This window comes from Streptomyces sp. NBC_00557 (assembly GCF_036345995.1).
GTDB lineage: Bacteria > Actinomycetota > Actinomycetes > Streptomycetales > Streptomycetaceae > Streptomyces.
On sequence record NZ_CP107796.1, the window covers coordinates 2,813,703 to 2,838,622 of the forward strand.

23 protein-coding genes and 2 tRNA genes are annotated in these 24,920 nt (G+C 72.0%); 10 read left to right on the forward strand and 15 right to left on the reverse strand.

Translation table 11 applies throughout. From position 1 onward, the window contains the following. The first annotated feature begins 52 nt into the window (after positions 1 to 52). The 4 genes from aroA (at position 53) to OG956_RS11680 (ending at position 3,416) form a co-directional block, all read left to right on the forward strand. Entirely contained in the window at positions 53 to 1,369 is a 1,317-nt protein-coding gene (gene aroA, locus OG956_RS11665; protein WP_330337890.1) for a 3-phosphoshikimate 1-carboxyvinyltransferase, read from the forward strand. Positions 1,370 to 1,378: 9 nt separating this feature from the next. After that, a complete protein-coding gene (gene rsgA / locus OG956_RS11670) occupies positions 1,379 to 2,389 on the forward strand; it encodes a ribosome small subunit-dependent GTPase A (RefSeq protein WP_330337891.1) in 1,011 nt (336 codons plus the stop codon). A 90-nt stretch (positions 2,390 to 2,479) separates the two neighbouring features. Further along, the gene (locus OG956_RS11675) at positions 2,480 to 2,803 is read left to right on the forward strand and encodes a DMT family transporter (RefSeq protein WP_330337892.1); all 324 of its coding nucleotides are present in this window, start codon (positions 2,480 to 2,482) and stop codon (positions 2,801 to 2,803) included. 10 nt (positions 2,804 to 2,813) lie between these two features. Further along, positions 2,814 to 3,416 carry a hypothetical protein gene (locus OG956_RS11680; RefSeq protein ID WP_330337893.1) on the forward strand — a complete coding sequence of 201 codons (603 nt, stop codon included), beginning with the start codon at positions 2,814 to 2,816 and terminating at the stop codon, positions 3,414 to 3,416. A 250-nt stretch (positions 3,417 to 3,666) separates the two neighbouring features. On the opposite strand, the gene OG956_RS11685 is transcribed toward OG956_RS11680, so the two are convergent. Then, on the reverse strand, positions 3,667 to 4,275 hold the full coding sequence (locus tag OG956_RS11685) for a TetR/AcrR family transcriptional regulator (protein ID WP_330337894.1): 609 nt from the start codon (positions 4,273 to 4,275) through the stop codon (positions 3,667 to 3,669). 209 nt (positions 4,276 to 4,484) lie between these two features. Between OG956_RS11685 and hisN the strand changes: the two genes are divergently transcribed. From hisN to OG956_RS11700, 3 genes are all read left to right on the forward strand, one after another. Next, complete coding sequence (gene hisN / locus OG956_RS11690) at positions 4,485 to 5,285, forward strand: histidinol-phosphatase (protein ID WP_330337895.1); 801 nt, start codon at positions 4,485 to 4,487, stop codon at positions 5,283 to 5,285. Positions 5,286 to 5,434: 149 nt separating this feature from the next. Next, on the forward strand, positions 5,435 to 5,830 hold the full coding sequence (locus OG956_RS11695; protein WP_330337896.1) for a CBS domain-containing protein: 396 nt from the start codon (positions 5,435 to 5,437) through the stop codon (positions 5,828 to 5,830). 157 nt (positions 5,831 to 5,987) lie between these two features. Beyond that, entirely contained in the window at positions 5,988 to 6,404 is a 417-nt protein-coding gene (locus OG956_RS11700) for a Fur family transcriptional regulator (protein WP_330337897.1), read from the forward strand. A 93-nt stretch (positions 6,405 to 6,497) separates the two neighbouring features. Here the strand turns inward: OG956_RS11700 and OG956_RS11705 are convergent, their stop codons facing one another. The 6 genes from OG956_RS11705 to OG956_RS11730 all read right to left on the reverse strand — a co-directional run bounded on the left by OG956_RS11705 (position 6,498) and on the right by OG956_RS11730 (position 14,594). Next, positions 6,498 to 7,697, reverse strand: coding sequence for a glycoside hydrolase family 64 protein (locus tag OG956_RS11705; protein ID WP_330337898.1), 1,200 nt, complete (start codon positions 7,695 to 7,697; stop codon positions 6,498 to 6,500). 91 nt (positions 7,698 to 7,788) lie between these two features. Then, positions 7,789 to 9,069, reverse strand: a complete 1,281-nt coding sequence (locus OG956_RS11710) for a ricin-type beta-trefoil lectin domain protein (RefSeq protein ID WP_330337899.1) — start codon at positions 9,067 to 9,069, stop codon at positions 7,789 to 7,791. Between the two features lie 338 nt (positions 9,070 to 9,407). After that, positions 9,408 to 9,481: transfer RNA gene (locus tag OG956_RS11715), tRNA-Met, on the reverse strand. A gap of 76 nt (positions 9,482 to 9,557) precedes the next feature. Then, positions 9,558 to 11,369, reverse strand: a complete 1,812-nt coding sequence (locus OG956_RS11720) for a tetratricopeptide repeat protein (RefSeq protein ID WP_330337900.1) — start codon at positions 11,367 to 11,369, stop codon at positions 9,558 to 9,560. A 203-nt stretch (positions 11,370 to 11,572) separates the two neighbouring features. Next, positions 11,573 to 11,646, reverse strand: a tRNA-Met gene (locus OG956_RS11725). 41 nt (positions 11,647 to 11,687) lie between these two features. Next, complete coding sequence (locus OG956_RS11730; RefSeq protein WP_330342810.1) at positions 11,688 to 14,594, reverse strand: UPF0182 family membrane protein; 2,907 nt, start codon at positions 14,592 to 14,594, stop codon at positions 11,688 to 11,690. Between the two features lie 163 nt (positions 14,595 to 14,757). Here OG956_RS11730 and OG956_RS11735 point away from each other — a divergent pair, with 163 nt between their 5' ends. Next, positions 14,758 to 15,300, forward strand: a complete 543-nt coding sequence (locus OG956_RS11735; protein ID WP_330337901.1) for a PPA1309 family protein — start codon at positions 14,758 to 14,760, stop codon at positions 15,298 to 15,300. Between the two features lie 117 nt (positions 15,301 to 15,417). Here the strand turns inward: OG956_RS11735 and OG956_RS11740 are convergent, their stop codons facing one another. The 4 genes from OG956_RS11740 to OG956_RS11755 form a co-directional block, all read right to left on the reverse strand. After that, positions 15,418 to 16,515 (reverse strand): YlbL family protein, encoded by a 1,098-nt coding sequence (locus OG956_RS11740; protein WP_330337902.1) that lies wholly within the window; start codon positions 16,513 to 16,515, stop codon positions 15,418 to 15,420. A gap of 50 nt (positions 16,516 to 16,565) precedes the next feature. Then, positions 16,566 to 16,739 (reverse strand): hypothetical protein, encoded by a 174-nt coding sequence (locus OG956_RS11745; protein ID WP_330337903.1) that lies wholly within the window; start codon positions 16,737 to 16,739, stop codon positions 16,566 to 16,568. 161 nt (positions 16,740 to 16,900) lie between these two features. Further along, positions 16,901 to 17,362 (reverse strand): molybdenum cofactor biosynthesis protein MoaE, encoded by a 462-nt coding sequence (locus tag OG956_RS11750; RefSeq protein WP_330337904.1) that lies wholly within the window; start codon positions 17,360 to 17,362, stop codon positions 16,901 to 16,903. Between the two features lie 133 nt (positions 17,363 to 17,495). Then, complete coding sequence (locus tag OG956_RS11755) at positions 17,496 to 18,617, reverse strand: SDR family oxidoreductase (protein ID WP_330337905.1); 1,122 nt, start codon at positions 18,615 to 18,617, stop codon at positions 17,496 to 17,498. Between the two features lie 192 nt (positions 18,618 to 18,809). On the opposite strand from OG956_RS11755, the gene OG956_RS11760 reads away from it, so the two are divergent. Both OG956_RS11760 and OG956_RS11765 read left to right on the forward strand, forming a co-directional pair. Beyond that, positions 18,810 to 20,270 carry a zinc-dependent metalloprotease gene (locus tag OG956_RS11760; RefSeq protein ID WP_330337906.1) on the forward strand — a complete coding sequence of 487 codons (1,461 nt, stop codon included), beginning with the start codon at positions 18,810 to 18,812 and terminating at the stop codon, positions 20,268 to 20,270. Continuing rightward, entirely contained in the window at positions 20,267 to 20,788 is a 522-nt protein-coding gene (locus OG956_RS11765) for an NUDIX hydrolase (protein ID WP_330337907.1), read from the forward strand. The genes OG956_RS11760 and OG956_RS11765 overlap by 4 nt, the downstream gene beginning before the upstream one ends. 55 nt (positions 20,789 to 20,843) lie before the next feature. Here OG956_RS11765 and OG956_RS11770 read toward each other — a convergent pair whose 3' ends face one another. The 4 genes from OG956_RS11770 to OG956_RS11785 form a co-directional block, all read right to left on the reverse strand. Continuing rightward, a complete protein-coding gene (locus OG956_RS11770) occupies positions 20,844 to 21,599 on the reverse strand; it encodes an AIM24 family protein (RefSeq protein WP_330337908.1) in 756 nt (251 codons plus the stop codon). 17 nt (positions 21,600 to 21,616) lie between these two features. Further along, complete coding sequence (locus OG956_RS11775; protein WP_330337909.1) at positions 21,617 to 22,297, reverse strand: AIM24 family protein; 681 nt, start codon at positions 22,295 to 22,297, stop codon at positions 21,617 to 21,619. 12 nt (positions 22,298 to 22,309) lie between these two features. Beyond that, positions 22,310 to 24,055, reverse strand: coding sequence for a TerD family protein (locus tag OG956_RS11780; protein ID WP_330337910.1), 1,746 nt, complete (start codon positions 24,053 to 24,055; stop codon positions 22,310 to 22,312). A 129-nt stretch (positions 24,056 to 24,184) separates the two neighbouring features. Then, positions 24,185 to 24,781, reverse strand: a complete 597-nt coding sequence (locus OG956_RS11785; protein WP_330337911.1) for a M48 metallopeptidase family protein — start codon at positions 24,779 to 24,781, stop codon at positions 24,185 to 24,187. Positions 24,782 to 24,920: the final 139 nt, after the last annotated feature.

The window sequence follows — 24,920 nt, forward strand, 5'->3', positions numbered from 1 at the left end:
CGCCGCTTTTGATCGAGATCTGCGGTCCTCCCCAGCCACTAAAGTGGGGCGCATGACCGAGAACCCCGCACACACCGCCCTCTGGCCCGCCCCGCACGCGAGCGGAGCCGTCGACGCGACGGTCCACGTGCCCGGGTCCAAGTCGGTCACCAACCGCGCCCTGGTGCTGGCCGCCCTCGCCTCCGAGCCGGGCTGGGTGCGCCGCCCGCTGCGCTCCCGCGACACCCTGCTCATGGCCGGTGCGCTGCGCGCGATGGGCGTGGAGATCGAGGAAGGGGTCGGCCCGGACGGCACCGGCGAGGCCTGGCGGGTGCTGCCGACGGGCCTGCACGGCCCGGCCACCGTCGACGTCGGCAACGCCGGCACGGTGATGCGCTTCCTGCCCCCGGTGGCCGCGCTGGCCGACGGCCCCATCCGGTTCGACGGGGACCCGCGGTCGTACGAGCGTCCGCTGCACGGCGTGATCGACGCGCTGCGGCAGCTCGGCGCCCGGATCGACGACGACGGCCGGGGCGCGCTGCCGCTGACCGTGCACGGCGGCGGCGCCCTGGACGGCGGACCGGTGTCGATCGACGCCTCCTCGTCCTCCCAGTTCGTCAGCGCCCTGCTGCTCTCCGGCCCGCGCTTCAACCAGGGCGTCGAGGTCCGGCACACCGGCGCGACGCTCCCCTCCATGCCGCACATCCGGATGACCGTGGACATGCTGCGCGCGGTCGGCGCCCAGGTGGACACCCCGGAGTCGGGCGGCGAGCCGAACGTGTGGCGGGTGACACCGGGCGCGCTGCTCGGCCGGGACCTGACGGTCGAGCCGGACCTGTCCAACGCGCAGCCGTTCCTGGCGGCGGCCCTGGTCACCGGCGGCAAGGTGCTGATCCCGGACTGGCCGGAGCGGACCACCCAGCCGGGTGACCGGCTGCGGGAGATCTTCACCGAGATGGGCGGTTCCTGCGAACTCACCGAGTACGGCCTGGTCTTCACCGGATCGGGTGCGATCCACGGCATCGACGTGGACCTCGGCGACGTCGGCGAGCTGACCCCGGGCATCGCGGCGGTCGCCGCCCTCGCGGACTCCCCCTCCACCCTGCGCGGCGTGGCCCATCTGCGGCTGCACGAGACGGACCGGCTGGCCGCGCTCACCAAGGAGATCAACGAGCTGGGCGGTGACGTCACCGAGACCGCCGACGGCCTGCACATCCGCCCGCGCACGCTGCACGGCGGCGTCTTCCACACCTACGAGGACCACCGCATGGCCACCGCCGGCGCGATCATCGGCCTCGCGGTGGAGGGCGTGCGGATCGAGAACGTGGCGACCACGGCCAAGACCCTGCCGGACTTCCCCGAGCTGTGGACCGGGATGCTCGGGCAGTAGGGACACGCCATGCGCCGTTACGGCAAGCACACCGACGAGGACGACATCCGCAGCCGTCCCGGCCGCCGGGGCACCCGGCCGCGCACCCACATCCGGCCCAAGCACGAGGACGCCGCGGAGGGCATGGTGCTCACGGTCGACCGCGGCCGGCTGACCTGCCTGGTCGGCGACCGGACGATCGTGGCGATGAAGGCGCGCGAGCTGGGCCGCAAGGCGGCGGTGGTCGGGGACCGGGTGGCCCTGGTCGGCGACCTGTCCGGCAAGAAGGACACCCTCGCCCGGATCGTCCGCATCGAGGAGCGCACGTCGGTGCTGCGCCGTACCGCGGACGACGACGACCCGTACGAGCGCGTGGTCGTCGCCAACGCGGACCAGCTGGCGATCGTCACCGCCCTGGCCGACCCCGAGCCGCGTCCCCGCCTGATCGACCGCTGCCTGGTCGCGGCCTTCGACGGCGGCCTGGAACCGCTGCTGGTGCTGACCAAGTCGGACCTGGCCCCGCCGGACAAACTGCTGGAGCTGTACGGCGCGCTCGACATCCCCCACGTCGTCACCAGCCGCGGGGAACTGGAGAACGGCGACGCGGCGGACCGGGTGCGGGAGCACCTCGCCGGCCGGGCGACGGCGTTCGTGGGCCACTCCGGCGTGGGCAAGACGACGCTGGTGAACGCGCTGGTCCCCGAGGAGCGGCGGCGTACGACGGGGCACGTCAACGCGGTCACCGGCCGCGGCCGCCACACCACGACGTCCGCCCTCGCCCTGCCGCTGTCCGGTGCGGACGGCTGGGTCATCGACACCCCCGGCATCCGCTCCTTCGGCCTCGCGCACATCGACCCGTCCCGCGTCATCCACGCCTTCCCGGACCTCGAACCGGGCACGGAGGGCTGTCCGCGCGCGTGCAGCCACGACGAGCCGGACTGCGCGCTGGACGCCTGGGTCGAGGAGGGCCACGCGGACCCGGCGCGCCTGTACTCGCTGCGCCGCCTGCTGGCCACGCGGGAGCGCAAGGAGGGCGACTGACGGGCCTCCGCGTTGTTTGCCGGGGCCCCGGCTCGGTAAGTGCATAATCGCGCACCGAGCCGGAGATCCGGATCAACGGGAGGACCCCACATGGCGTGGCTGCTGGTCATCGTGGCCGGGATGCTGGAGACCGGCTTCGCCGTGTGCCTGAAGCTCTCGCACGGGTTCACCCGCCTGTGGCCCACGATCGCCTTCGCGTCCTTCGCCCTCGGCAGCTTCGGCCTGCTGACCCTGTCCCTGCGGAAACTCGACGTCGGCCCCGCGTACGCCGTGTGGACCGGCATCGGCGCGGCCGGCACCGCGATCTACGGCATGGTCTTCCTCGGCGACCTGGTGTCCACGCTGAAGATCGTCTCCATCAGCCTGGTCATCATCGGCGTGATCGGGCTGCAGCTGTCCGGATCGGCGCACTGAGGGCGGCCGCGTGGACTCCGAGCAGCGGCACGGCGGCCCGGCCCGGCACCGGGACCGGGGTCAGCACCTCACCCGGTACGCCGGCCGGATCCTGGTCGTCTGCCCCCGCTGCGGCGGGCGGGCGGAGGTGGTCCAGCGCCCCGGTCTGCCCCCGCTCAAGCACTACGGCGAGCTGAGGTTCCGGCCCCGCCGGCTCGTCTGCCCCGGGTGCGGCGCGATCGCCGAGTGGCGGGCAAGGCGGCTGAACGGCGCGCTGATCGGGGTGCGGCTGGGCGGCACGGAGGACCCGTTCTTCCGGCGGCCCCTCTGGCTCCAGACGCGGTGCGCGGGCCGCGTTCTGTGGGCGTACGACGAGGAGCACGTCGACGCGCTGGCCGCCTATGTCGGCGCCGCGCTGCGTGAGGGCGGGACCGGCGCCACGCAGGCGATGTTCCCACGCCTGCCCCGGTGGATGAAGGAGTCCGGCCACCGGGCGGAGGTGCTGGCCGGGCTTGACCGCCTGCGCACCCTGTCGGGCCGCTCGGCTCCCTCCGACCGTTCGGACGCAGCCCACGAGCGCGCTGCCGGCGCCGGCCCGCACGGCGTCCGGTACTACCGGGGCGGGCCGTACTGAGCGGGTGCACCGGCCGCCGGCCCTGCTGGGGAGGCCGCACGGAGACGGATGACACGGCGTGGCGGCGGGGCGACCGCGCGGACGGCCCGAGTCCGTTCACACGGCGTGGCGGCGCGGCGACCGCGCGGACAGCCGGAGGCCGTAGGCAGACGGATCACACGGCGTGGCGGTGGGGACGACCGCGCGGGCGGCCGGAGGCCGTAGGTAGACGGATCACACGGCGTGGCGGCCGGAGGCCGTACGGAGAGGATCACACCGTCTGGCGCGGGGCGACCGCGCGGATCAGGTCCGCCATGCCGCCCTCTGCCGGGGGCGCCGCGACGCAGGAGAGGGCGAGGCGGACCGCCAGCTCGCAGGAGCGGGCCAGTTCGGCGGCGTCGGCGGGGGTGGCGGCGGGACCCGCGAGGGCGGTGACCGCGCGGTCCCGGACGATCCGCACGAAGTCGTGGGGCGTCGGCAGCGGCCCGTCCGCGCGGCGCTGCGCCGGCACCGACGAGACCGACTGCACGGCGGCGAGCGGCGGGGCGGGCAGCCGCTCGCTCCAGCAGCCGGTGAGCAAGGCCCGTACCAGCGGGTTGTCCCGGGCGGCGGAGCCGGTCCACTCGGCGACGGCGGTGAGCCGCGCCGTGGGCTCGCCCGGACCGGCCAGCGCCCGCTCCACTCCGGCGAGGTAGCCGTCCGCCTCCCGCCGCACCAGCGCCCTGGCCAGCCCTTCCTTGCTGCCGAACTCGTTGTAGAGGGTCTGCCGGGACACCCCCGCCGTCGCCGCCACGTCGACCATCCGCACCGCGGACCACGGCCGGCGCGCGAGCGCCGTGCAGGCGGCGTCCAGTAGGGACTCCCGGGCAGCGGGCATCATCGCCTCCCTGGGCGGAGCGGCTCTGCGCCCAGATTTGACGCGCTTGTATGCACTGTCAAGGGTTCGGGAGGGTTGTCGGCCATGCGGCGACGGGCGTCGTCTCCCCGCGCGCGGCCTCCGTGGGCCCGCCCCCTCCCCCGCGCACGGCTCCGCCGCGCTGCGCCCGCCCTGGTGGCCCCGTGACGAGCGGGCCGGATACCGTTCCCTACATGCCGGACTACCTCGACGACCTGCGTCTCGCCCACGTCCTCGCGGACGCCGCCGACGCCGCCACCATGGACCGCTTCAAGGCGCTCGACCTGAAGGTCGAGACCAAGCCGGACATGACGCCGGTGAGCGAGGCGGACAAGGCGGCGGAAGAACTGATCCGCGGCCAGCTCCAGCGCGCCCGCCCCAGGGACGCGGTCCTCGGCGAGGAGTACGGCGTGGAGGGCTCCGGCCCGCGCCGCTGGGTGATCGACCCCATCGACGGCACGAAGAACTACGTCCGCGGCGTCCCGGTCTGGGCGACGCTCATCTCCCTGATGGAGGCGGCGGAGGGGGGCTACCAGCCCGTCGTCGGCCTCGTCTCCGCCCCCGCGCTCGGCCGCCGCTGGTGGGCCGCGAAGGGGCACGGCGCCTTCACCGGCCGCAGTCTGACCTCCGCGAGCCGCCTCCATGTCTCCGGCGTCGGCAGGCTCGCGGACGCGTCGTTCGCGTACTCCTCCCTCTCCGGCTGGGAGGAGCAGGGCCGCCTCGGCGGGTTCCTGGATCTGACCCGCCAGGTGTGGCGCACGCGCGCGTACGGCGACTTCTGGCCGTACATGATGGTCGCCGAGGGATCCGTGGACATGTGCGCGGAGCCGGAGCTGTCGCTGTGGGACATGGCCGCGAACGCGATCATCGTCACGGAGGCCGGCGGCGCCTTCACCGGCCTCGACGGCCGCCCGGGCCCGCACAGCGGCAACGCCGCCGCGTCCAACGGCCTGCTGCACGACGAGTTGCTGGGGTATCTCAACCAGCGCCACTGAGCCACGAGACGAACCCGGGCACGCCCTCAAGTCACCACGCGCGCCCTCTTGTTGACCCCTGCTTTACCTGGCAGTCTGGGCTCACCCCCACTTGTGAACTTGTGAATCCTTGAACGAGCTTCACGGATTCCTAGGAGGTGGCCCCACCCATGCTCGTCCGCGACGCCATGAGCACGGTGATCCTCACCGTCGGCCCCGCCCACACACTCCGCCAGGCGGCGAACCTGATGTCCGCCCGCCGCGTCGGCGCCGCCGTCGTCCTCGACCCGGACGCCGGCGGCATCGGCATCCTCACCGAACGCGACATCCTCAACTCCGTCGGCCTCGGCCAGAACCCCGACACCGAACGCGCCTTCGCCCACACCACCACCGACGTCGTCTTCGCCGCCCCGACCTGGACCCTGGAGCAGGCCGCCCGCGCCATGACCCACGGCGGCTTCCGGCACCTGGTCGTCCTCGACCGCGGCGAGGTCGCCGGCATCGTCTCGGTCCGCGACATCATCCGCTGCTGGACCCCGGCCCGCGAGCCCGCCCCCGCGCTCTGAGCATGCGGAACGGGCCGGACCCCGAGCACCGTGGGGTCCGGCCCGGCAGCCGCTTCTCGGCGCCCCAGATCCTACCTTGGACGTTCTCTAAGTCCATCGCGAATCCAATATCACACCTGTTCCCGTCCTGGTCCCGCCGGCTGTTAGGCTGGTAGCCATGAGCGACCTTCTGGAACGGCTGCGTGGACGCGGATGGCGGATGACCGCGCAGCGGCGCGTCGTGGCCGAGGTCCTCGACGGCGAGCACGTCCATCTGACGGCCGACGAGGTCCACGCCCGGGCTGTCGCGAAGCTGCCGGAGATCTCCCGGGCGACCGTGTACAACACGCTGGGCGAGCTGGTCTCCCTCGGCGAGGTGCTGGAAGTCACGACGGACAAGCGCGCCAAGCGCTACGACCCGAACGCGCACCGGCCGCACCATCACCTGGTCTGCGCCCACTGCGGCGCGATCCGCGACGTCCACCCGACGGGCAACCCGCTCGCCGACCTCCCCGACACCGAGCGCTTCGGCTTCACGGTGTCGGACGTCGAGGTGACGTACCGCGGCCTGTGCCCGGACTGCGCGGCGGCGTAACCCTTCCGGCCACCCACCGAGCCCCGGCAGCCCTTGCGGCGCCGGGGCTCGGTGCTGCTGGTCCTGTCGCTTCCCGTGCGGGTCCGCGCCGCCTCAGAACGCCGTCAGGGTGAGGGTGAGGGCCGAGGGATTCGTGTCCTGGATGTAGGAGGCGAAGTCCGCCACGTCGTCGAAGGCGAAGCCGTAGGCCCTGCCGTCCGCGGTGGCCGCGTGGACGGCCTTCGCGTAGTGGTTGGTCAGGGCGGTCTGGTAGAAGGCCGCCGGGTCGGTGGTGGGCTGCGAGGGATTGCTCAGCAGGGTGGAGCGGTTGAAGGCCGCGCCCAGGACCGCCGCCACGGGTCCGGTGGTGCCGTCGTTGGGGGCGGCGAGGTTGCCGTCGCAGAACAGGACGTCACGGGTGGAGGGCTTGGCGAAGGACACCGACGCCGGGCCGTCGAAGGTGAGGCGCTCGCCGCGGACGCGGCCGGTGAACGTGCCCGCGTTCGTGGTGACCTTGAGGTCCTTGCCGGTGTAGGTGCTCCACACCTCGTCGATGTACGGGGCGAAGTAGTCCTTGGGGAAGATGCCCGCGTCCAGGCCGTGGCCGGGGGCGATGATCCGCGTGTCGTCCACGACCAGAGGGGCGAACTCGGCCACCTTCTTGACCTCCGCGAAGGCCGCGGCGCGGCCGCCGTCGCGCAGGGCGCCCGTCGTCTGGTCCTTGTCGCCGGTGAGGCGCAGGCTCATCGGAACGCTGAACATGTCCACCATCGTGGTGTTGCAGAACATGCCGGACGCGTTGTGGGTGAACTCGGCGCAGTCGTGCAGGATGCCGTAGTTGGGGTCCGACGTGACCCAGCCGGCCGGGTACTGCAGAGCGGCGTTGCCGTTGCCGTCGGTCACGACCTTGAACTTGAGCTTCTGGCCGAGTGAGACGTAGATGCGGCCCGACATGTAGGGCAGGGACAGCTTGGTCTCGCCGCTGCTCGCGAGCGGGATCGCGTAGTCGGTGAAGCCGTCGGCGCCGTTGTCCGAGAGGGCCACGGGGGCGACGGTGCCGTCCGGGGTGAGCCGCACCTGCTTACCGTCGGCGTTTCCGACGACGTACAGGTGCACCGAGCCGTTGTCGAACGACCCGCTGTTGTTGACCACGGTGACCGGGAGCGAGCCGCTCGCCGCGGTCGCGGAGTCCTTGCTCTGGCCCGCGAGGGCGTACGGGGCGACGGCGGCTATCGCCGGGACGGCCACGGCCGCGCCACCGAGGGCGAACAGCATCTTGCGGCGGGTGAGGTTGCGCTGGTGGCGAGGTGCCATGAGGGGTGCTCCTTCGGGGCCCCCGGCGCCCGGGAGGGGAGCCGGTGCGCGCGGGGGGACATGTGGGGGGTGGGGCTTCGGCGGGGGAGGCTCAGCCGAAGGACCACTTCTGGTTGGGATTGCCCGAACAGGTCCAGATCTGCAGCCGGGTTCCGTCGGCGGAGGAACCGTCCTTGGCGTCGAGGCACTTGTCGGCGCCGCGGTTGGTCAGGTCGCCGGCGGCGGTGTAGGTCCACTGCTGGGCCTCGGTGCCGTTGCAGGTGTAGAGCTGGACGGGCGTGCCGTCGTCGTGCGAACCGCCTTGGACGTCCAGGCACTTGCCCAGGGCGCGCACGGTGCCGTCGCTGCCCAGGGTCCACTTCTGGGCGTCGTTGCCGGTGCAGTTGTGCAGCTGGACCGGGGTGCCGTCGGCGGCGTTGGCCCCTGCGACGTCCACGCACATGCCGCCGATTCCCTTGATGGCGCCGACGCGGGTGGTGCCGCCGGAACCGGTGCCGGTGCCGGAGTCCGAGGCGGTGACGTGGACGTAGTCGACGGTCATCGTCTGCGGGAAGGAGGTGCCGGAGTCCGGGCTGCCGGGCCAGTCACCGCCGACCGCGAAGTTCAGGATGATGAAGAACGGGTGGTCGAAGACCCACTTGTTGCCGCCGACGTCGGCGGGGGTGCGGGTCTCGTACGCCTGGCCGTCCACGGACCAGGTGATCGCGGACGGGCTCCAGTCGACGGCGAAGACGTGGAAGTCGTCGGCGAAGGCCTTGCCGTTCGGGAGGGTGTACGCGGCGCCGAGGCCGCCCGAGCCGGAGTAGCCCGGGCCGTGGATCGTGCCGTGGACGGTGCCGGGCTCCTTGCCGACGTTCTCCATGACGTCGATCTCGCCGCTGTTGGGCCAGCCCGCGCTGCCGAGGTCGTCACCGAGCATCCAGAACGCCGGCCACACGCCCTGGCCCCGCGGGATCTTGATGCGGGACTCGAAGTGGCCGTACTTCTGCGTGAAGGCGCGCGCCGTGTTCAGCCGTGCCGAGGTGTACTGGCAGGTGCCGTACCAGCACTGCAGGCCGGGGTCCGTGTTCTTGCGGGCGGTGATGACCAGGTGGCCGTTGCCGTCGAGGGCGGCGTTGTCCGTGCTGTTCGTGTAGTACTGCAACTCGTGGTTGCCGTTGCCGCCGCCGCCCGTCTCCAGGGTCCACTTCGACGAACTGGGCGCGCTGCCCGCGGCTCCGTCGAAGTCGTCGGACCACGTCATGGTGGTGGCGGCGTTCGCGCGGTTGGTCGCCGAGTCGGAGGTGTTGATGAGGATGGCGCAGCCGAGGGCGGCGGACAGCAGGACCGCCAGCCCTCCTAACGACCATCTGCGTGCGCGATGAGCGGCCATGGAGTGGATTCACCTTGTCGTCGTCGTGGGGGATGTGCGCGGCCGGCGCCGGGCGCTGCGCGGAGTGCGCGGGCAGACACGTTCTGAGAGCGCTCTCTGACTGCGGCGGACGGCCGTCGGCGAAGCCAGACGATACGCAGGACCGCGACCTCTGCCAAGCGGAACGCGACATCCCCGAATACCGTCCGACCTGTACTTACCTCGGGTAACAGAGTGAGCCCGAAAGAGGTTTAAGACTTGTTTAAAGCTCACTTAAGGCGCCGGGCCGCACAAGGCGCGGACATGCGAACACGCCGAGGGCCGGAACCCATCTCTGGATTCCGGCCCTCGGCCTTCAGTAGCGGGGACAGGATTTGAACCTGCGACCTCTGGGTTATGAGCCCAGCGAGCTACCGAGCTGCTCCACCCCGCGTCGGTGAACACGACATTACGTGAGAGGGGTCGGCGGAGGCAAATCAGATACCGGTGACGTGGCAGGGCTCACGTGTTCAGGCCGACAGCTCCTCCCGCAGCGCGTCCCGGAGCCGCCCCGCCCGCTCCGCGACCTCGGCAGGACCCAGCTCGACCGCGCGGTCGGCCCAGCGCTGTCCCTCCGCCAGCTCTCCCCGACGCGCGTAGACGAGGGCCAGCCGCAGCGCCGCCCGTCCGTGCCCGGCGTTCGCGGCCCGCGTCCACCACACCGCCGCCTCCGGCTCGCTGCCCTCCCGTGCCAGCAGCAGCCCGAGGTTGAAGGCGCCGTTGCGCGACCCGGCCTCCGCCGCCGCCCGGTACCACCGCGCCGCCTCCACCACGTCCCCCCGCGCCGCCGCGAGCATCCCGACCCGCACCTGGGCCCGCCGGTGCCCCTGGGTCGCCGCCCGCTCGTACCACTCCTCGCACTCGGTCTTCTCGTGCACGATCTCGCCCAGTTCGTGCGCCGGCTCCGGCGGACGCCGCGCGTCCAGCAGCGCCGCCAGCCGGTACGCCGCCTCCGCGCTGCCTCCGCCCGCCGCGCACCGCAGATGCCGCTCGGCCTCCTGCTCCTCGCCCTCGCGCAGCCGGGCGATCCCGACCTGGAGCGCGGCCTCGGTGTGCCCGGCGGCCGCGGCCCGTTCGTACCAGCGCAGCGCCGTGGCCTCCTCGCCGCGCCCGGCGTAGAGGATCCCCAGGTTGAACGCCGCGTCGACGCTCCCCGCCTCGGCCGCCTTGGAGAACCAGGGCTCGGCGCCGGTGGCGTCGCCGCCCTGGAGGAGCAGGATGGCGAGCGCGTTCGCGGCCTCCCGGTGACCGGCGTAGGCGGCCCGCCGGTACCACTGCTCGGCCTGCGCGGTGCGCCCCTGCTCGGCGCAGAGCAGGCCGAGGTTGTACGCGCCGTTGTCGTCACCCGCGTCCAGCGCGGCCCGGTACCAGCGCTCGGCGGTCTGGGTCTCGCCGCGCTCGGCGTGCAGCGCGCCGAGCGCGTTGGCCGCGTTGCCGTCGCCCTCCTGGGCGGCGCGCAGCCACCACACGGCCGCGCTCTCGGTGTCCCCGGCGTCGCGCAGCAGGAAGCCCAGCGCGCAGGCGGCCCGGGGCTCGCCGTCCTTGGCGGAGGTCAGGTACCAGCGCCCGGCCTCCTTCAGCTCCCCGCGCTTCTCCAGGATCGCGCCGAGGTGCAGCGCGGCCCGCCGGTGGCCGCGTGCGGCGGCCTGCCGGTACCACTGCTCGGCCTCGGCGACAGCGTTGTCGGCCGCGGAGCCTTCCTCGCGTCCGGCCCGCCGGTCGAGTGCGCGGGCCAGCCGGTAGGCGGCCTCGCGGTGCCCGCGCTCGGCCGCGGCCCGCATCCAGTGCTCGGCGCCGACGTCCCCGCGGTGCTCCAGCAGGTCGGCGAGCGCGTACGCACCGAGGACATGGCCCTGCTCGGCGGACTGGCGCAGCCAGTACTCGGCGGCGGGTTCGTCCCCGCGCTCACGGTGGTAGCGGCCGAGTGCGTGCGCGGCGGCCGCGGAACCGGCGACGGCGGCGACGCGCCACCAGCCGGCGGCCTCCTCGGGGTAGCCGCGCTGGTGCAGCAGGACGCCCAGGTTGTTGGCGGCCGCCCGGTCACCGGCCGCGGTGGCGGCGCGCAGATGGGGTTCGGCTCCGTCGAGGTCGCCGCGGCGCAGCAGCAGGGCTCCGAGGACGCTCGCCGCCTCGGTGTCGCCGCTCTGCGCGGCCAGCCCGAGGCGCACCTCCTCCGCGGCGTCCCCCATCTCGCTCAGCTCCTCGCGGGTGGGCTCCTCGCCGGAAGGCTGCACAAATCGCCCTGACTCGAACAGAGTTGCCTTGTCCCCCATAACGTCCATCGTCGCACCACCTGCAACCTTGGTACACCCGGTATACCGCAGCCCGTGAGGTCACTTCAGCGTTTTGTCGACATGCCCACAGGACGACAAGTCAAACACAGACCGCTCAACTCCCCACGGCGGCGCGGCCGTCCCTCCCCCCAGCACATGAGTTCGCACACCACGAAGGCCCGGATCCCATGGATCCGGGCCTTCGACTGCAGTAGCGGGGACAGGATTTGAACCTGCGACCTCTGGGTTATGAGCCCAGCGAGCTACCGAGCTGCTCCACCCCGCGCCGTTGCCTGTCAACCGTATCACGGCGCGGGGGGCTCTTGATCAACTCCTGTTCCCGGTCCCGTTCCTGCCGGCCTTGGCCTCCGCGTCCGCGGCCCGCTTCAGCGCGGCCTTCAGGTCTTTCTGGGCCTTGTCGTACGCGGTCCAGTCCGGGCCGTTCGGAGCCTTCAGGGCCTGCTGGCCCGCGTCGAAGGCCTTCTGGGCGTCGGCCAGGGCCTGCCGGACGGACGGGCTGGGGGACGACGGCGGGTTGGCGGTGCCGGTGTCCGGTGGCGAGGTGGTCGAACCCGCCACGCCGAACACCTTGTTGAGCGCCTGGTCGAGGGTGTCCTCGAACGCCGTCTTGCCGTTGTAGGTGACCAGCACCTTGCCCAGCAGGGGGTACTTCAGCTTGTTGCCGCCGAGGACGTAGACCGGTTCCGCGTACAGCAGTCCGCCGTCGAGCGGCACGGTCAGCAGATTGCCGTACTCGACCTTGGAATGCCCGCGGGTGAGCAGGCTGATCGTCTCGGCGATGTCCGGGCGGGAGTTGAACTGGCTCTGCACCTGCCGGGGGCCGTCGGCCGTCGTGCTGGTCGGCAGTTTCAGGATTCTGATCTTGCCGTAGTCGCTGGTGCCCGGGTCCGAGTCGACCGCCATGAACGCGCTGAGGTTGTCCCGTCCGTTCGGCGTGAACGTCGTCGTCAGCGAGAACGCCTGCGCGTTCTGGTCCGGCATCTTCATGCTCAGGTAGTACGGCGGCACCGCGCTGCCCGAGTCGTTGGTCGGGTCGTCGGGGACCTGCCAGACCTCGCTGCCGGTGAGGAACGTCTGCGCGTCCGTGACGTGGTAGCGGGTGAGCAGCTCGCGCTGGACCTTGAACAGGTCCTGCGGATAGCGCAGATGGGCCAGCAGGTCCTTGGAGATGGCGCTCTTCGGCCGCACCGTGCCCGGGAACGCCTTCATCCAGGTCTTCAGGACGGGGTCCTGGGTGTCCCACTGGTAGAGCCTGACCTCGCCGGTGTACGCGTCGACGGTCGCCTTCACCGAGTTGCGGATGTAGTTGACCTGGTTCTGCTGGGCCACCACCGCGCGGTTGTCGTTGGCGGCGGTCAGCGAGTCGGCCGTGGTGTCGCCCAGGGTCGTACGGGAGGAGTACGGGTAGCCGTTCGACGTCGTGTACGCGTCGACGATCCACTGGATGTGGCCGTCCACGACCGCCGGATACGCGTCGCCGTCGATGGTCAGCCAGGGGGCGACGGCCTCCACGCGCTCCTTGGGCGTGCGGTTGTACAGGATCCGCGAACCCTTGCCGATCGCGCCGGAGTAGAGGATCTGCGGCTCGTCGAACGCCACCGCGTACGCGGCCCGGTTGAGCGGGTTGTCGAGGTTGACGCCGCTCCTGCCGGTGTACCTGGTGGTCTTCTCGGTGCCGTCGTCCCTCGAGTAGTCGACCTCCTTCTGCGGTCCGCCGACGATCGAGTAGGTGGTGGTCTTCTCGCCGTAGTAGATGCCCTGCTCGTACGTGCCGAGGCCGCCCTTGGACGGCAGGCCGGACTCGGTGAAGACCGGCTGGCCCTGGTCGTCCGCCTCGGTGCCCTTGGCGGCGACCACGCCGTAGCCGTGCGTGTAGCGGAAGTGGTCGTTGATCCAGTTGTTGCTCGGGACACCGTCCAGGTTCAGCTCGCGCAGCCCGATGACCGTGTCCTGCTCCCCGGCGCCGCCGCCGTCCTTCGCGGGGTACCGGTCGACGTCCAGGTTGGTCGGGAAGGCGTAGTACTTCTTCATCTGCTGCGCCTGCTGGAACGTCGGCGAGACGATGTTCGGGTCCATGATGCGGATGCTGGCCGCGTCGTCCGCGTCCGCTCGCAGCCTGGCCTTGTCCGTGGCCGTGGACTTGCCGTCGTACTCGGTGACCTTGGTGTCGTCGATGCCGTACGCCGCGCGGGTCGCCGTGAGGTTCTTCTGGACGTACGGCGCTTCCTTGGCCTGCTCGTTGGGCTCGACCTGGAACTTCTGCACGATGGCCGGGTACAGCCCGCCGATCAGGATCGCCGAGAGGACCATCAGGCCGAAGCCGATCACCGGCAGCTGCCAGGTGCGCCGCCACAGCGTGGCGAAGAACAGCAGCGCGCAGATGACGGCGATGCAGAACAGGATCGTCTTCGCCGGCAGATAGGCGTTGGCGTCGACGTAGCGCAGGCCGGTCCACTGGCCGGTCGCCTTGAAGTCGCTGGACTTCACGGCCAGGCCGTACCGGTCGAGCCAGTAGGCGACGGCCTTGAGGGCGACGAAGACGCCGAGCAGCACCGACAGATGCCCGGTCGCGGCGGCGGTGGCCCGCGCGCCGGGGCTGGTGACGCGCAGCCCGCCGTACAGATAGTGCGTGAGCGCGGCGGCGATCAGGCACAGGATGGCGGCGGCGAAGCCGAAGCCGAGCAGGAAGCGGTACCAGGGCAGGTCGAAGGCGTAGAAGGAGACGTCGAGGTGGAACTGGGGGTCCTTCTGGTGGAAGGGCACGCCGTTGACCCACATCAGCCAGGTCCGCCACTGGCCGGCCGCGGAGGCGCCGGCGATCAGCCCGACGAGCGCGGTGACGGCGAGCAGCAGCCACTTCTTGTACGGCGCGATGCCCATCCGGTAGCGGTCGAGGCTCTGCTGCTCCATGGACATGGCGCTGAGCGGGGGCCGCAGGCGGTGCGCGAGCCAGATGTTGACCCCCACGGCGAGAGCCATCAGCAGGCCGAAGACGAAGAAGAGGCCGATCTTGGTCCACAGCGTGGTCGTGAACACGGACGAGTAGTGCACCGACCGGTACCACAGCCAGTCCGTCCAGAAGCCCGCGAACATGGTGAACGCCATGCCGAGGACGGCCAGGACGCCCAGTGTCATGAGCAGGGTCCGTACCCCCCGGGACGGGCGGCCCGCTCTGATCCGTGGCCCCGTCGGGCCTCCGCCGCGGTCCGGCATCTGGAAAGCCAAGGTGCGCACCTCGAAGTCGCTGTCGATCCGTCAGGCCCGACTGGTCGCGGGCCGCCCGTGGCCCCCCGTGATCGCGGACCCACACCTATGCAACTTACTCACGGTTTGCTCGGTTCCCGATTCCGGCCCTGAACGAGGCAGGATTGTGACCATGTCCAACACTCCCATGGCAGCGAGCCCGCTCACCCGGGCCGTACTCGAGATCGACGAGTACGTCTCCGGCCTCGGCTGGGACCAGCCCGCTCGCCTCTTCGCCCTTGTCGACACCGCGCGGCTGCGGGCCCAGGAACCCGCGCTCGCGGCCCAGCTGGGTCTCGAGGACGAGTCCGCGTCCGCCGGTCTCACCCCGATCGAGCAGGACGAGATCCCGGCCGGCAAGCCGCTCGACGAGTTCCTCGGCACCATCGCCTGGCCCGACGCGGTGACCGGCTGCGCACTCTGTGTGGAGCGGCTGATGCTGCCGCCGTCCGCCGAGGCGCAGGTCCCGCAGGATCTGAGCGAGGCCCAGCTGACCAAGTGGGTGGCCGAGCACCCCGAGCGCCAGGAGGTGCGCATGACGGTCGCGGTGCTGCGCGACGGCAGCCGCGACTCGGCGCTGCGGCTGCGCGAGAAGGACTCCCCGACGGAGGTCCTGACCGGCCCGGACCTGGTGCCCGGCCTGGCCGAGGCCCTGACGGCGACGTTCGAGGACTGAGTCCTCACGCGGGTACGGCGATGGGGGCGCCCCTCGTGTTCACGGGGCGCCCCCAGCCGTGTCCGGTGCCGGCCGGCGGGGCGTTCCCGTCCCCGCCGTGCCACGCGTGCGTGCCGGTCAGCCCTTGGTGGTGCACTGCGGCAGCGCCGCGGCGTTCCCGGTGCGGATGTCCTTCAGCGCGTCCAGCGCGTCCTTGATCGTCCTGACCTTCACCAGCCGGAGCCCGCTCGGGGTGTCCTTGGCGGCGGCCGCGCAGTTGTCGGCCGGCGTCAGGAAGTACTGGGCGCCCTTGTCGCGCGCGCCGACGGTCTTCATCTCGACGCCGCCGATCGGGCCGACGGTGCCGTTGTCGTCGATGGTGCCGGTGCCGGCGACGAACTTGCCGCCGGTCAGGCTGCCCGGGGTGAGCTTGTCGTAGATGCCGAGGGCGAACATCAGGCCGGCGCTGGGGCCGCCGACGTCGGCGAGCTTGATGTCGATGGTGAACGGGAAGGTGTGGTCGGTCCCGGCGGAGATCCCGACGATGGCCCGCTTGGGCCCGGTGTCGTCGGACGTCTTCGTGGTGAGGGTGACGTCCCGGGTCGTGGTCGCCGTCTTGTGCGCCTTCACGGCGGCGGCCTGGTCCTTGGCGGGGACGACGGTGAAGACGACCTTCTGTCCGGGCTTGTGCCTGGTGACCAGCTTGGCGACGTCGGTGGGCTGCTTGACGGCCGTGCCGTCGACGGCCTTGATCACGTCGCCGGCGTGCAGCCTGCCCTCGGCCGGGGTGCCCTTGACGACGGTGGAGACGATCACCCAGGACCTCACCGGGATGCCCAGCTGCTTCAGGGCGGCGACCTTGGCGCTCTCCTGGGACTGACTGAACTCCTCGGCGTTCTCCTGCGTGGACTGCTGCTCGGTCTTGCCGTCCGGGTAGAGCGTGTCGTGCGGCACGACCTTGGTGTCGTGGTCGAGCCAGCCGTAGACCGCCTCCACCAGGTTCATGCGGAAGTCCGCGCTGGTCACCCGGACGGTGGTCATGTTCAGGTTGCCGTCGGTCGGGTACGTCTTGTGCCCGGAGATCTGCAGCACCGGCTCGCCGTCGTGGTCCGCCAGCGTGTTCACGGTCGGGCCGGGGGACATCTCCGAATACGGCGCGGGGATGAGCACTCCCGCGCACAGGAGCGCGATCAGCATCAGGGTGGAGGCGAGCATCGTCGCGGTGCGGCGTGGCATGTCACGACAGTACGGGACGCCTCTGTCAGCGCACCGTCAGGGGACCCTCGTCACACCCCGCCGGCACCCGTGTGGGACCGCTCCATGGCCTCGCGGAACCGGGCATAACCGTCCAGCTCGGGACCGTCACCGCGCACCTTGCGAGTCCTGTTGGCCCAACTGCCCCACAGCCCGCCGCCGATCGCGGCGATGAGCGGGATCAGCAGCCAGACAAGCGCCCCCATGCCGACCTCCCGACGCTGTGAGTGTCCGCGACTGACTGATGAGCAGATTAACCGTCCGCACCGACAACGCTCACGCGAGGGGGCCGGTTACGCAACACGGGGTCGTCCGTGTGCTCCAAGTGATGTACACGGAGCGCTCCGATCACGAAGCGTGACGATCCTCAGCAGGCCCCCACCCATTCCTCCGTACCGTCGGAGAACCTCTGGTGCTTCCAGATCGGCACCTCGTGCTTGAGGTCGTCGATCAGCTTGCGGCAGGCGTCGAACGCCTCGGCCCGGTGCGGGCAGGCGACGGCGACGACCACGGCGAGGTCCCCGACCCGCAGGTCCCCCACCCGGTGCACGGCGGCCAGCGCGCGGACCGGATACTCGGCCGCCACCTTCTCGGCGATGCGCCGCATCTCGGCCTCGGCGCTGGGGTGGCAGGAGTAGCCGAGCGCGTCCACGTCCGCGCCCCCGTCGTGGTTGCGCACGGTTCCCACGAACAGGGCGATGCCTCCGGCGGCGGCGTCCCCGACAGCCTGGAACACCTCGTCCACAGAGAGGGCGGTCTCGCGGACGGCGATCAGCTTGATGGGATCCTGGGCCGCCTGCTCACCGGGGTGCTCGTTCGTGTGTGCCATGCCCCCATCGTGCCGCACGCCTGTGACAGCGGGGAATACGAGATTCACCATGCACGCGCGTGCATGGATTCGGAGCCTCCTACGAGACGTCCGTGCGACGGGTCGTCCCCTCGGGCGCGGCCGTGTGGTGGCCTCAGGCCCGCCGCCGGGCCTTGCGGGCGCGCCGTACGACGGCCGCGGCGCCCAGCAGGGCCACCGTCGCCCCGGCGGCGCCGGCGGCCGTGGCGTCCTTGCGCCCGAGGCGCCGTCCGGCGACCGTGTGCCGCCCGGAGACCTCCTCCAGCAGTTCCGCGAGCACTTCCTCGTTGGTCCACTTCGGCCGCCACCCGGCGTCGTGCAGACGGCTGCCGCTGACCACCCACGGGTACATGGTGTAGGCCAGGTCGCCCGCCGGGGACGGGGTGAGGCCGATCCGGTGCAGCCGGGCCGCCGCGCCGAGCGCGACCGCCGACGGCAGTTCCATCCGCCGGATCCCGCTCAGCTCCTCGACCTCCTCCTGCTCCAGCCATCCGTCGCAGCCGACGGCGAGTTCCCCGTCGACCTTCTCCAGGACGGCGTACTCCAGGGCGCTGCACAGGTCCTCGACGTGGCAGAACTGCCACGCGGGCCGGGACCCGGCGACGACCAGCAGGCGCGGCGACTCGAAGTACCGGGTCAGCGCGGTGTCGGTGCCGCCGACCAGCACGGCGGGCCGTACGACGGTGACGTTCAGCCCCGGGTGCGCGCGTGGCGCGCGCCGGGCCAGCCGCTCGATCTCCAGCAGGTCCCCCACCCCGGTGGCCTCGGCGGTCGCGCGAAGCTCGGCGTCCTCCGACAGGGGCAGCTCGTTGTCCGGCAGCGCGCCGTAGACCATCGCCGAGGTGCACAGCACGACCCGGTGCACGCCGGCCGCGGCCGACGCGGTCAGGACGGTCTGCGTCCCCCGGACGTTGTAAGCGGTCCGGGCGGCCGGGTCGGTCTCCAGATCGAGGTCGAGCGCGAGGTGGACGACCACGTCGGCGCCGCGCAGCTTCTCCGCGATGGCGGGGTCGCGCACGTCGAGGATGTGCCAGGTGGCGGCGGCGCAGTCGCCGCGCCGCTCGTCGATGGCGACGACCTGCCTGATCTCCTCGGAGGCGGCGAGCCGCTCGGTGAGCAGGGCGCCGACGCCGCGGGCGGCTCCGGTGACCGCGACGACGGGCCCGCGCACGGCGGGAGCCGCGGACGGGGCCGAGGTGTTTCGCGCTGCGCGAACCTGACGATCTGGGGAACTCACCGGGCGTCTCCAGCGGTTGTCTTCAGTACGAGCGCGAGTGACGCGTACGTACCAGGTGCATCCATCCTGCCGCAGGCCTGCCGTGGGCGAAGCACCGAGGCCCGATCGGGTCCGGGTGTCTACGCTGGGTGGTGTTGTCGGGCAGCCGCGCCGCCGGAGAGAGACCGGCGGCCTTACCAGCCGAGGATTCCCGTGAGTGACACCCCATTCGGTTTCGGCCTTCCGCCGGAGGAGCCGGAGGACGGCGACGAGGGCAAGAAGAAGGACCAGCAGAGCGGCGGTGGGCAGGGACCGGCCAACCCGTTCGGCTTCGGCGGCCTGCCCGGAGCCGGAGGCTTTGGCGGCCCCGGCGCCGACAATCCGCTCGCAGCGATGTTCGGGTCGCTGAATCCCACGGATCTGGGCGCCGCGTTCCAGCAGCTGGGCCAGATGCTCTCCTACGAGGGCGGCCCGGTGAACTGGGACATGGCCAAGCAGATCGCCCGCCAGACGGTCGCCCAGGGCGCCCAGGACGGCTCGAAGGACGCGAGCGTGGGCCCGGCCGACCGCAGGGCGGTCGAGGAGGCCGTGCGCCTGGCCGACCTGTGGCTGGACGACGCGACGTCCCTGCCGTCGGGCGCGGGCGCGGCGGTGGCCTGGTCCCGCGCGGAGTGGGTCGAGGCGACCCTGCCGGCCTGGCAGGAGCTGGTCGACCCGGTCGCCGAGCGGGTCGGCGCGGCCATGGGCGACGTCCTGCCGGAGGAGATGCAGGCCATGGCGGGCCCGCTGATCGGCATGATGCGCTCGATGGGCGGCGCCATGTTCGGCACGCAGATCGGGCAGGCCGTCGGCGTGCTCGCGGGCGAGGTCGTCGGGTCCACCGACATCGGCCTGCCGCTCGGCCCGGCCGGCAAGGCGGCGCTGCTCCCGGCCAACGTGGAGGCGTTCGGCAAGGACCTCGGCGTGCCGCAGGAGGAGGTCCGGCTGTACCTGGCGCTGCGCGAGGCCGCCCACCAGCGTCTGTTCGCGCACGTTCCGTGGCTGCGCTCGCACCTGTTCGGCGCGGTCGACGGGTACGCGCGCGGGATCAAGGTCGACACGGCCAAGCTGGAGGACGTGGTCGGCCAGTTCGACCCGCAGAACCCCGAGCAGCTGCAGGACGCGCTGCAGCAGGGCATGTTCCAGCCGGAGGACACGCCCGAGCAGAAGGCGGCCCTGGCCCGCCTGGAGACCGCTCTGGCGCTCGTCGAGGGCTGGGTGGACGCGGTGGTCCACGCGGCCGCGAAGCCGCGCCTGGCGTCCGCGGACGCGCTGCGCGAGACGCTGCGCCGCCGCCGGGCCACGGGCGGCCCGGCCGAGCAGACGTTCGCCACGCTGATCGGCCTGGAGCTGCGCCCGCGCCGGCTGCGCGACGCCTCCCGCCTGTGGGCCTCGCTCACGGACGCGCGCGGGGCCGACGGCCGGGACGGCCTGTGGGCCCACCCGGACATGCTGCCGACGGCCACCGACCTGGACGACCCGGACGGCTTCGTCCACCGCGAGCAGCTGGACTTCTCCGAGCTGGACAAGATGCTCGGCGAGGCCGCGGGCGGTTCCCAGGCCACGCCCGACCCGGGCAAGCCGGACCTGCGCAAGAAGGACGACGGCGAGGCCGAGGACGACGACGCCGAGTGAGCCTCCACGACGACGCGGTCCTCGTGCTGAAGGAGTACGGGGACCAGGAAGAGCTGCGCCAGGCCTACCTGGACCACCTGCAGGCGCACCCGGACGGCATGTGGAAGGCCTGCGAGGCCGGGCACCTCACGGCGAGCGCTCTGGTGATCGACCCCTCGCGCGGCCGGGTGCTGCTGACCCTGCACAAGAAGTTGCAGATGTGGCTGCAGATGGGCGGCCACTGCGAGCCCGAGGACCGCTCCCTCGAGGCGGCGGCCCTGCGCGAGGCCACCGAGGAGTCGGGCATCGCCGGGCTGACCCTGCTGACCGGTGGCCCGGTGCGGCTCGACCGGCACCCCATCCCGGCGCCGTGCCACTGGCACTTCGACGTGCAGTACGCGGCCGTGGCACCGCCCGGAGCGGTCCAGGCGATCAGCGACGAATCTCTCGACCTGCGCTGGTTCGCCTACGCCGAGGTGCCCGGCGTGGCCGACGAGTCGGTCGTACGCCTGCTGGAAGCGGCCCGCGCCAGGCTCTGAACGTGCAAGGGGCGACCTGCTTTCTGGTCGCCCCTCGCGTTCGCCCGCCGGACGCTCAGCTCCAGACGTTGCCCTGGTTCTGCCCGCGCGCCCCGTGCTGCCCCATGCCGAACTGGGCGGCGAGGCCCTGCCCGATCACGGCGTTCTGCGGCGGCAGCAGCTCGCTGGGCTGGACCAGCGCGAACCCGGAGCCCATGAAGCTCAGCTCCCAGCCCTCACCGGTGTTGCCGCGCCGGCGCCACACCCCGGAGGAGTGCGTCTGGGCCTGCATCTGCACGCGCAGCCCGGTCGACCAGGCGACGATCGCGTCCGCGTCGCAGTTGACGTACTTGTCCGGCGTGACCTGCATCAGCAGCGGCGCGCCCGACGTCATCAGGGCGACCCTGCCGCGGCCGGTGATGTTCAGCTGGTACTTCCCCGAGCCCGAGATGCCGTAGAGGCTGTCGACGGCGACGACCTCGTGGTGCAGCGAGGAGTCCATGGCGAGGACGTAGGAGCTGTCGACGGTCAGCCCGTCCTGCTCGACGTCCATGATGTGCACGTGCTGGGCCAGGTTGGCCAGGTACACCGTGCCCTGTCCGTGACAGCGCATCAGGTCCAGGCCCTCGCCGGTGTACGCACGCGCGCGTGCCTGGCTGTTGCTGCGGTACTCGGCGTCGAACTCGACCAGGCCCTGGTAGGCGACCATGGTGCCCTTGCGGGCGAGGATGTCGTCGTGGCCCTCCAGGGTGACCCGGAGCAGCTGCGCGTTCTGCAACGCCCAGCGCTCCTGCGTCTGGAGGTCGTTGTACGCGAAAAGCGGGCTCTGCATGGTTCTCTGACTCCCCCTCAGCCCCGGATCCGGAGACGGTCGGTGCTGTCCTCGCTGGGCTGGACGACGACGATGCCCTGGCCGGAAAAGGCCATCTGGTAGGCCTCGCCGCTGCCCCGGCCGATCAGCGACTGCGCCTTGAAGCTGCGCTTGCCCTTCACCTTGAGGTTGGGCGACCAGGCGACGAGTGCGTCCGGGTCGACGTACGTCTCGTCCTCGCCGCCGCCGCAGTCGACGACGATCGGCGTGCCCCGGGAGGTCAGCGCGACCCAGCCGTGCCCGGAGATCCTCGTGTTCCACAGGCCCTGCCCGGCGAACTTGGCGAGCCCCTTCACGCGCTCCACGCCCCAGGTGAGGTGGGCGTCGAAGGCGAGCAGGTTGGTGGCGTTGACGGAGATGCCGTCGCCGCCCAGGTTGATCACGACGACGTCGGCGCCGTAGTCGGCGAGGTAGAGCAGTCCGTCGCCGGAGCACTTCATCAGGGGCGCGCCCTCGCCGGTGATCCAGTCGCGGGCGATCTGGCGGACGGCCGGCGGGTTGGGCTCGTACTGCACGAAGCCCTCGTAGGCGACCATCGACCCCACGCGCGCGAGGAGGTCGTTTCCGGTCTGCATGGCGACCTTCAGCATGTGGCTGCCGTGGTTCTCCATGCGGGCGGTGACGGGTGCGGGGGCGAAGCCCGCGAGCGGCTGGTTCATGACGGGCTCCCTCTAGACCTCGTAGGGCTGGACGACGATGAAGTTGCCGGGCGCGCCCCGGAACTGGAGGTTGACGCTCTCGCCGGTGTCTCCTGGGTAGGCGTTGCGGCGCATGCGGACCTGGCTGGAGACGATCACCTGGGAGGCGGCCGACCAGGCCACGACGGCGTTGCAGTCGGCGAAGGTGGTCGGTGTGACGGGCAGCACCACGGGGGTGCCGTGCGTCTTGACGACGATCGTGCCGGTGCCCTGGAACTGCATGGTGAACAGCGCGCCGCCGGGGATGCCGTGCCCCTCGATGCGGCGGACCTCGTACTGGAGGCTCTCGTCGAAGGCGAGGACGTTCTCCGCGGACACGCAGATCGCGTCGCCCTGCAGTTCCACGGGGTGCAGATGGGTGGAGTTCTCGGCGAGGAACACCTGTCCGGTGCCGGTGCAGCGCATCAGCTGCATCTCCTGGCCGGTGGCGTTGCCGACGATCCGCCCGGCGAAGCCCGCGCCCTTGTAGCCGAAGTCGACCTTGCCCTGGTAGAGCACCATGCTGCCCTGCCGGGCCAGCACCGGCTGCCCGCCGACGCCGAGGTCGACGCGCATGAGCTTCTTGTTCTGCTGCGTCCAGCGCTGCCCGGTCGGGGTCTCCTTGTACATCTGCAGCGCGGCCGTGATGCCGGCGCCGCCCTGCGGGGCGCCCTGGGGCACCGCGTAGGCGCCGGGCTGCGGGCCGGGCGTCTGCCCGTAGCCGGGGGGCATGGGCGCGGCCGGCTGTCCACCGGGCGGCTGCTGGCCGTAGCCGGGCGGCATCGGCGCGGTCGGCGGGCCGCCGTAGGACTGCTGCTGGGGCGGCTGGCCGTACGGCTGCTGCGGGCCGGGGACGCCGTAGGGCTGCTGGGGCGGCTGGTTGTACGGCGCGGGGGCCGGGGCCGGCGGGTGGACGGTGCCGCCGGCGGGCGGGGTCATGGGGGCGATGACCGTCGGCGCGGCGTGCACGTTGGGCGCCGGTGCGGGCGCCGGCGGCGGGGTCTGGCCGGGCGGCGTGAAGCCCTGCGGGGCGGGCTGCGGCGCGGGGGCCGGGGCAGGCACGTCAGCCGCGGGCGCAGGAGCGGGGGCCGCCGGGGCAGGAGCGGGGGCCGCCGGTGCGGCGAACGGGGGCGGGGTCGTGGCCTGGGCGGGCGGGGCGAAGCCGGGGGCGGCGCCGGGCTGCGGCTGCTGCGGAGCGGCGGGCGCCTCCTCCTCCAGCACCTCGCCGCCGAAGTTCTTCAGCAGCGCCTCCAGTCCGCCGTCGAAGCCCTGTCCGACGGCCGCGAACCGCCACACGTCCTTCAGGTAGATGTCGCCGAGCATCACGGCCCGCTCGGTGGAGAACTCCGCGCCGCTGAACGAGTAGCGCGCGACCTCCTCACCGCCCGCGACGATACGCAGATAGCCGGGGGCGATCTGCGACATCTGCCCGGCGCCGTCGATGGTCGCCGTGAAGGACAGCTTGTGGATGTGCGGCGGGATCCGGTCCAACGTGACCCGGAACGACTCGGTGTCGCCCGCCTGGGCGCCGAGCAGCTGGATGGACTCCTCCGGGGACTTCGGCTGGTTGAAGAAGACGAAGTACCGGTCGTCCGAGAGGCGCTCGTCGGCGTCCAGACCGAAGCAGCTGATGTCGAAGGTCAGCCCGGGGGCGGAGATCTGCACGCCTACGTACAGATCGGTGCCCGCCGTGAGGTCACTGATCCTGGCCTTGTGGCCGCGTTGGAATTCCCTGGCCATGCGTAACGACCGTCCCCCATCCCGAATGTGAGTGCGTCGCGTCAGGCTAACGGCTCGGTGCGGGATCGGACGCAACCGGTACAGACCCGGTACACAACCGCGCCCGGAGACGGATGGATTGCCGGCGGCTCACTGCCGGCGCGCCCCTGGCACGTGCGGCAGCCGGTCCGCCGCGACGACCCCTTCGAGGTAGCCGCGGGCCCGCTCGGTGCGCGGGTACGCCTCCAGCAGCCGCCAGAAGTCCGGGCCGTGACCGGGGACCAGCAGATGGGCCAGCTCATGGCAGAGGACGTAGTCGACGACGTACTCGGGCATCCCCTGCAGCCGGTGCGAGAGCCGGATGCTGCCCTCGGCCGGGGTGCACGAACCCCAGCGCGTGTTCTGGTTGGTGACCCAGCGCACGGAGGCGGGCCGGGCCCGGCCGTCGAAGTACTGCGCCGACAGCCGCTCGGCCCGCTGGGCCAGTTCGGCGTCGCCGAGCAGCCGCCTGCTCTCCTGGGCGGCGAGTTTGTCGAGCATGACGGTGATCCAGCGCTGCTCCTCCGCCTTCGACATCCGGGCGGGGATCAGCACGACGGTGCGATCGCCCTCGCGGTACGCGGAGACCGTCCGGCGGCGCCGGGAACTCCTGCGGACCTCGATCGCGCTCGCCCCCGAGCCGCCGGGCGGCTGGCTCGTCGTGCTGCGCTGTGGCATTCCGGCGCGGTGCAGTGGGTCGGCGGGCACGCCCCGACGTTACCCGCTGGATACGGCCGAAGTCCCGGCTCCGGAACGGTTCGATGCCGAACCCCCACCATGCGTTTGATTCCTATGATTCCTGCGACTGATCCGGACATCCGGTTTATCCGGTTTACCGGGTCCGCTC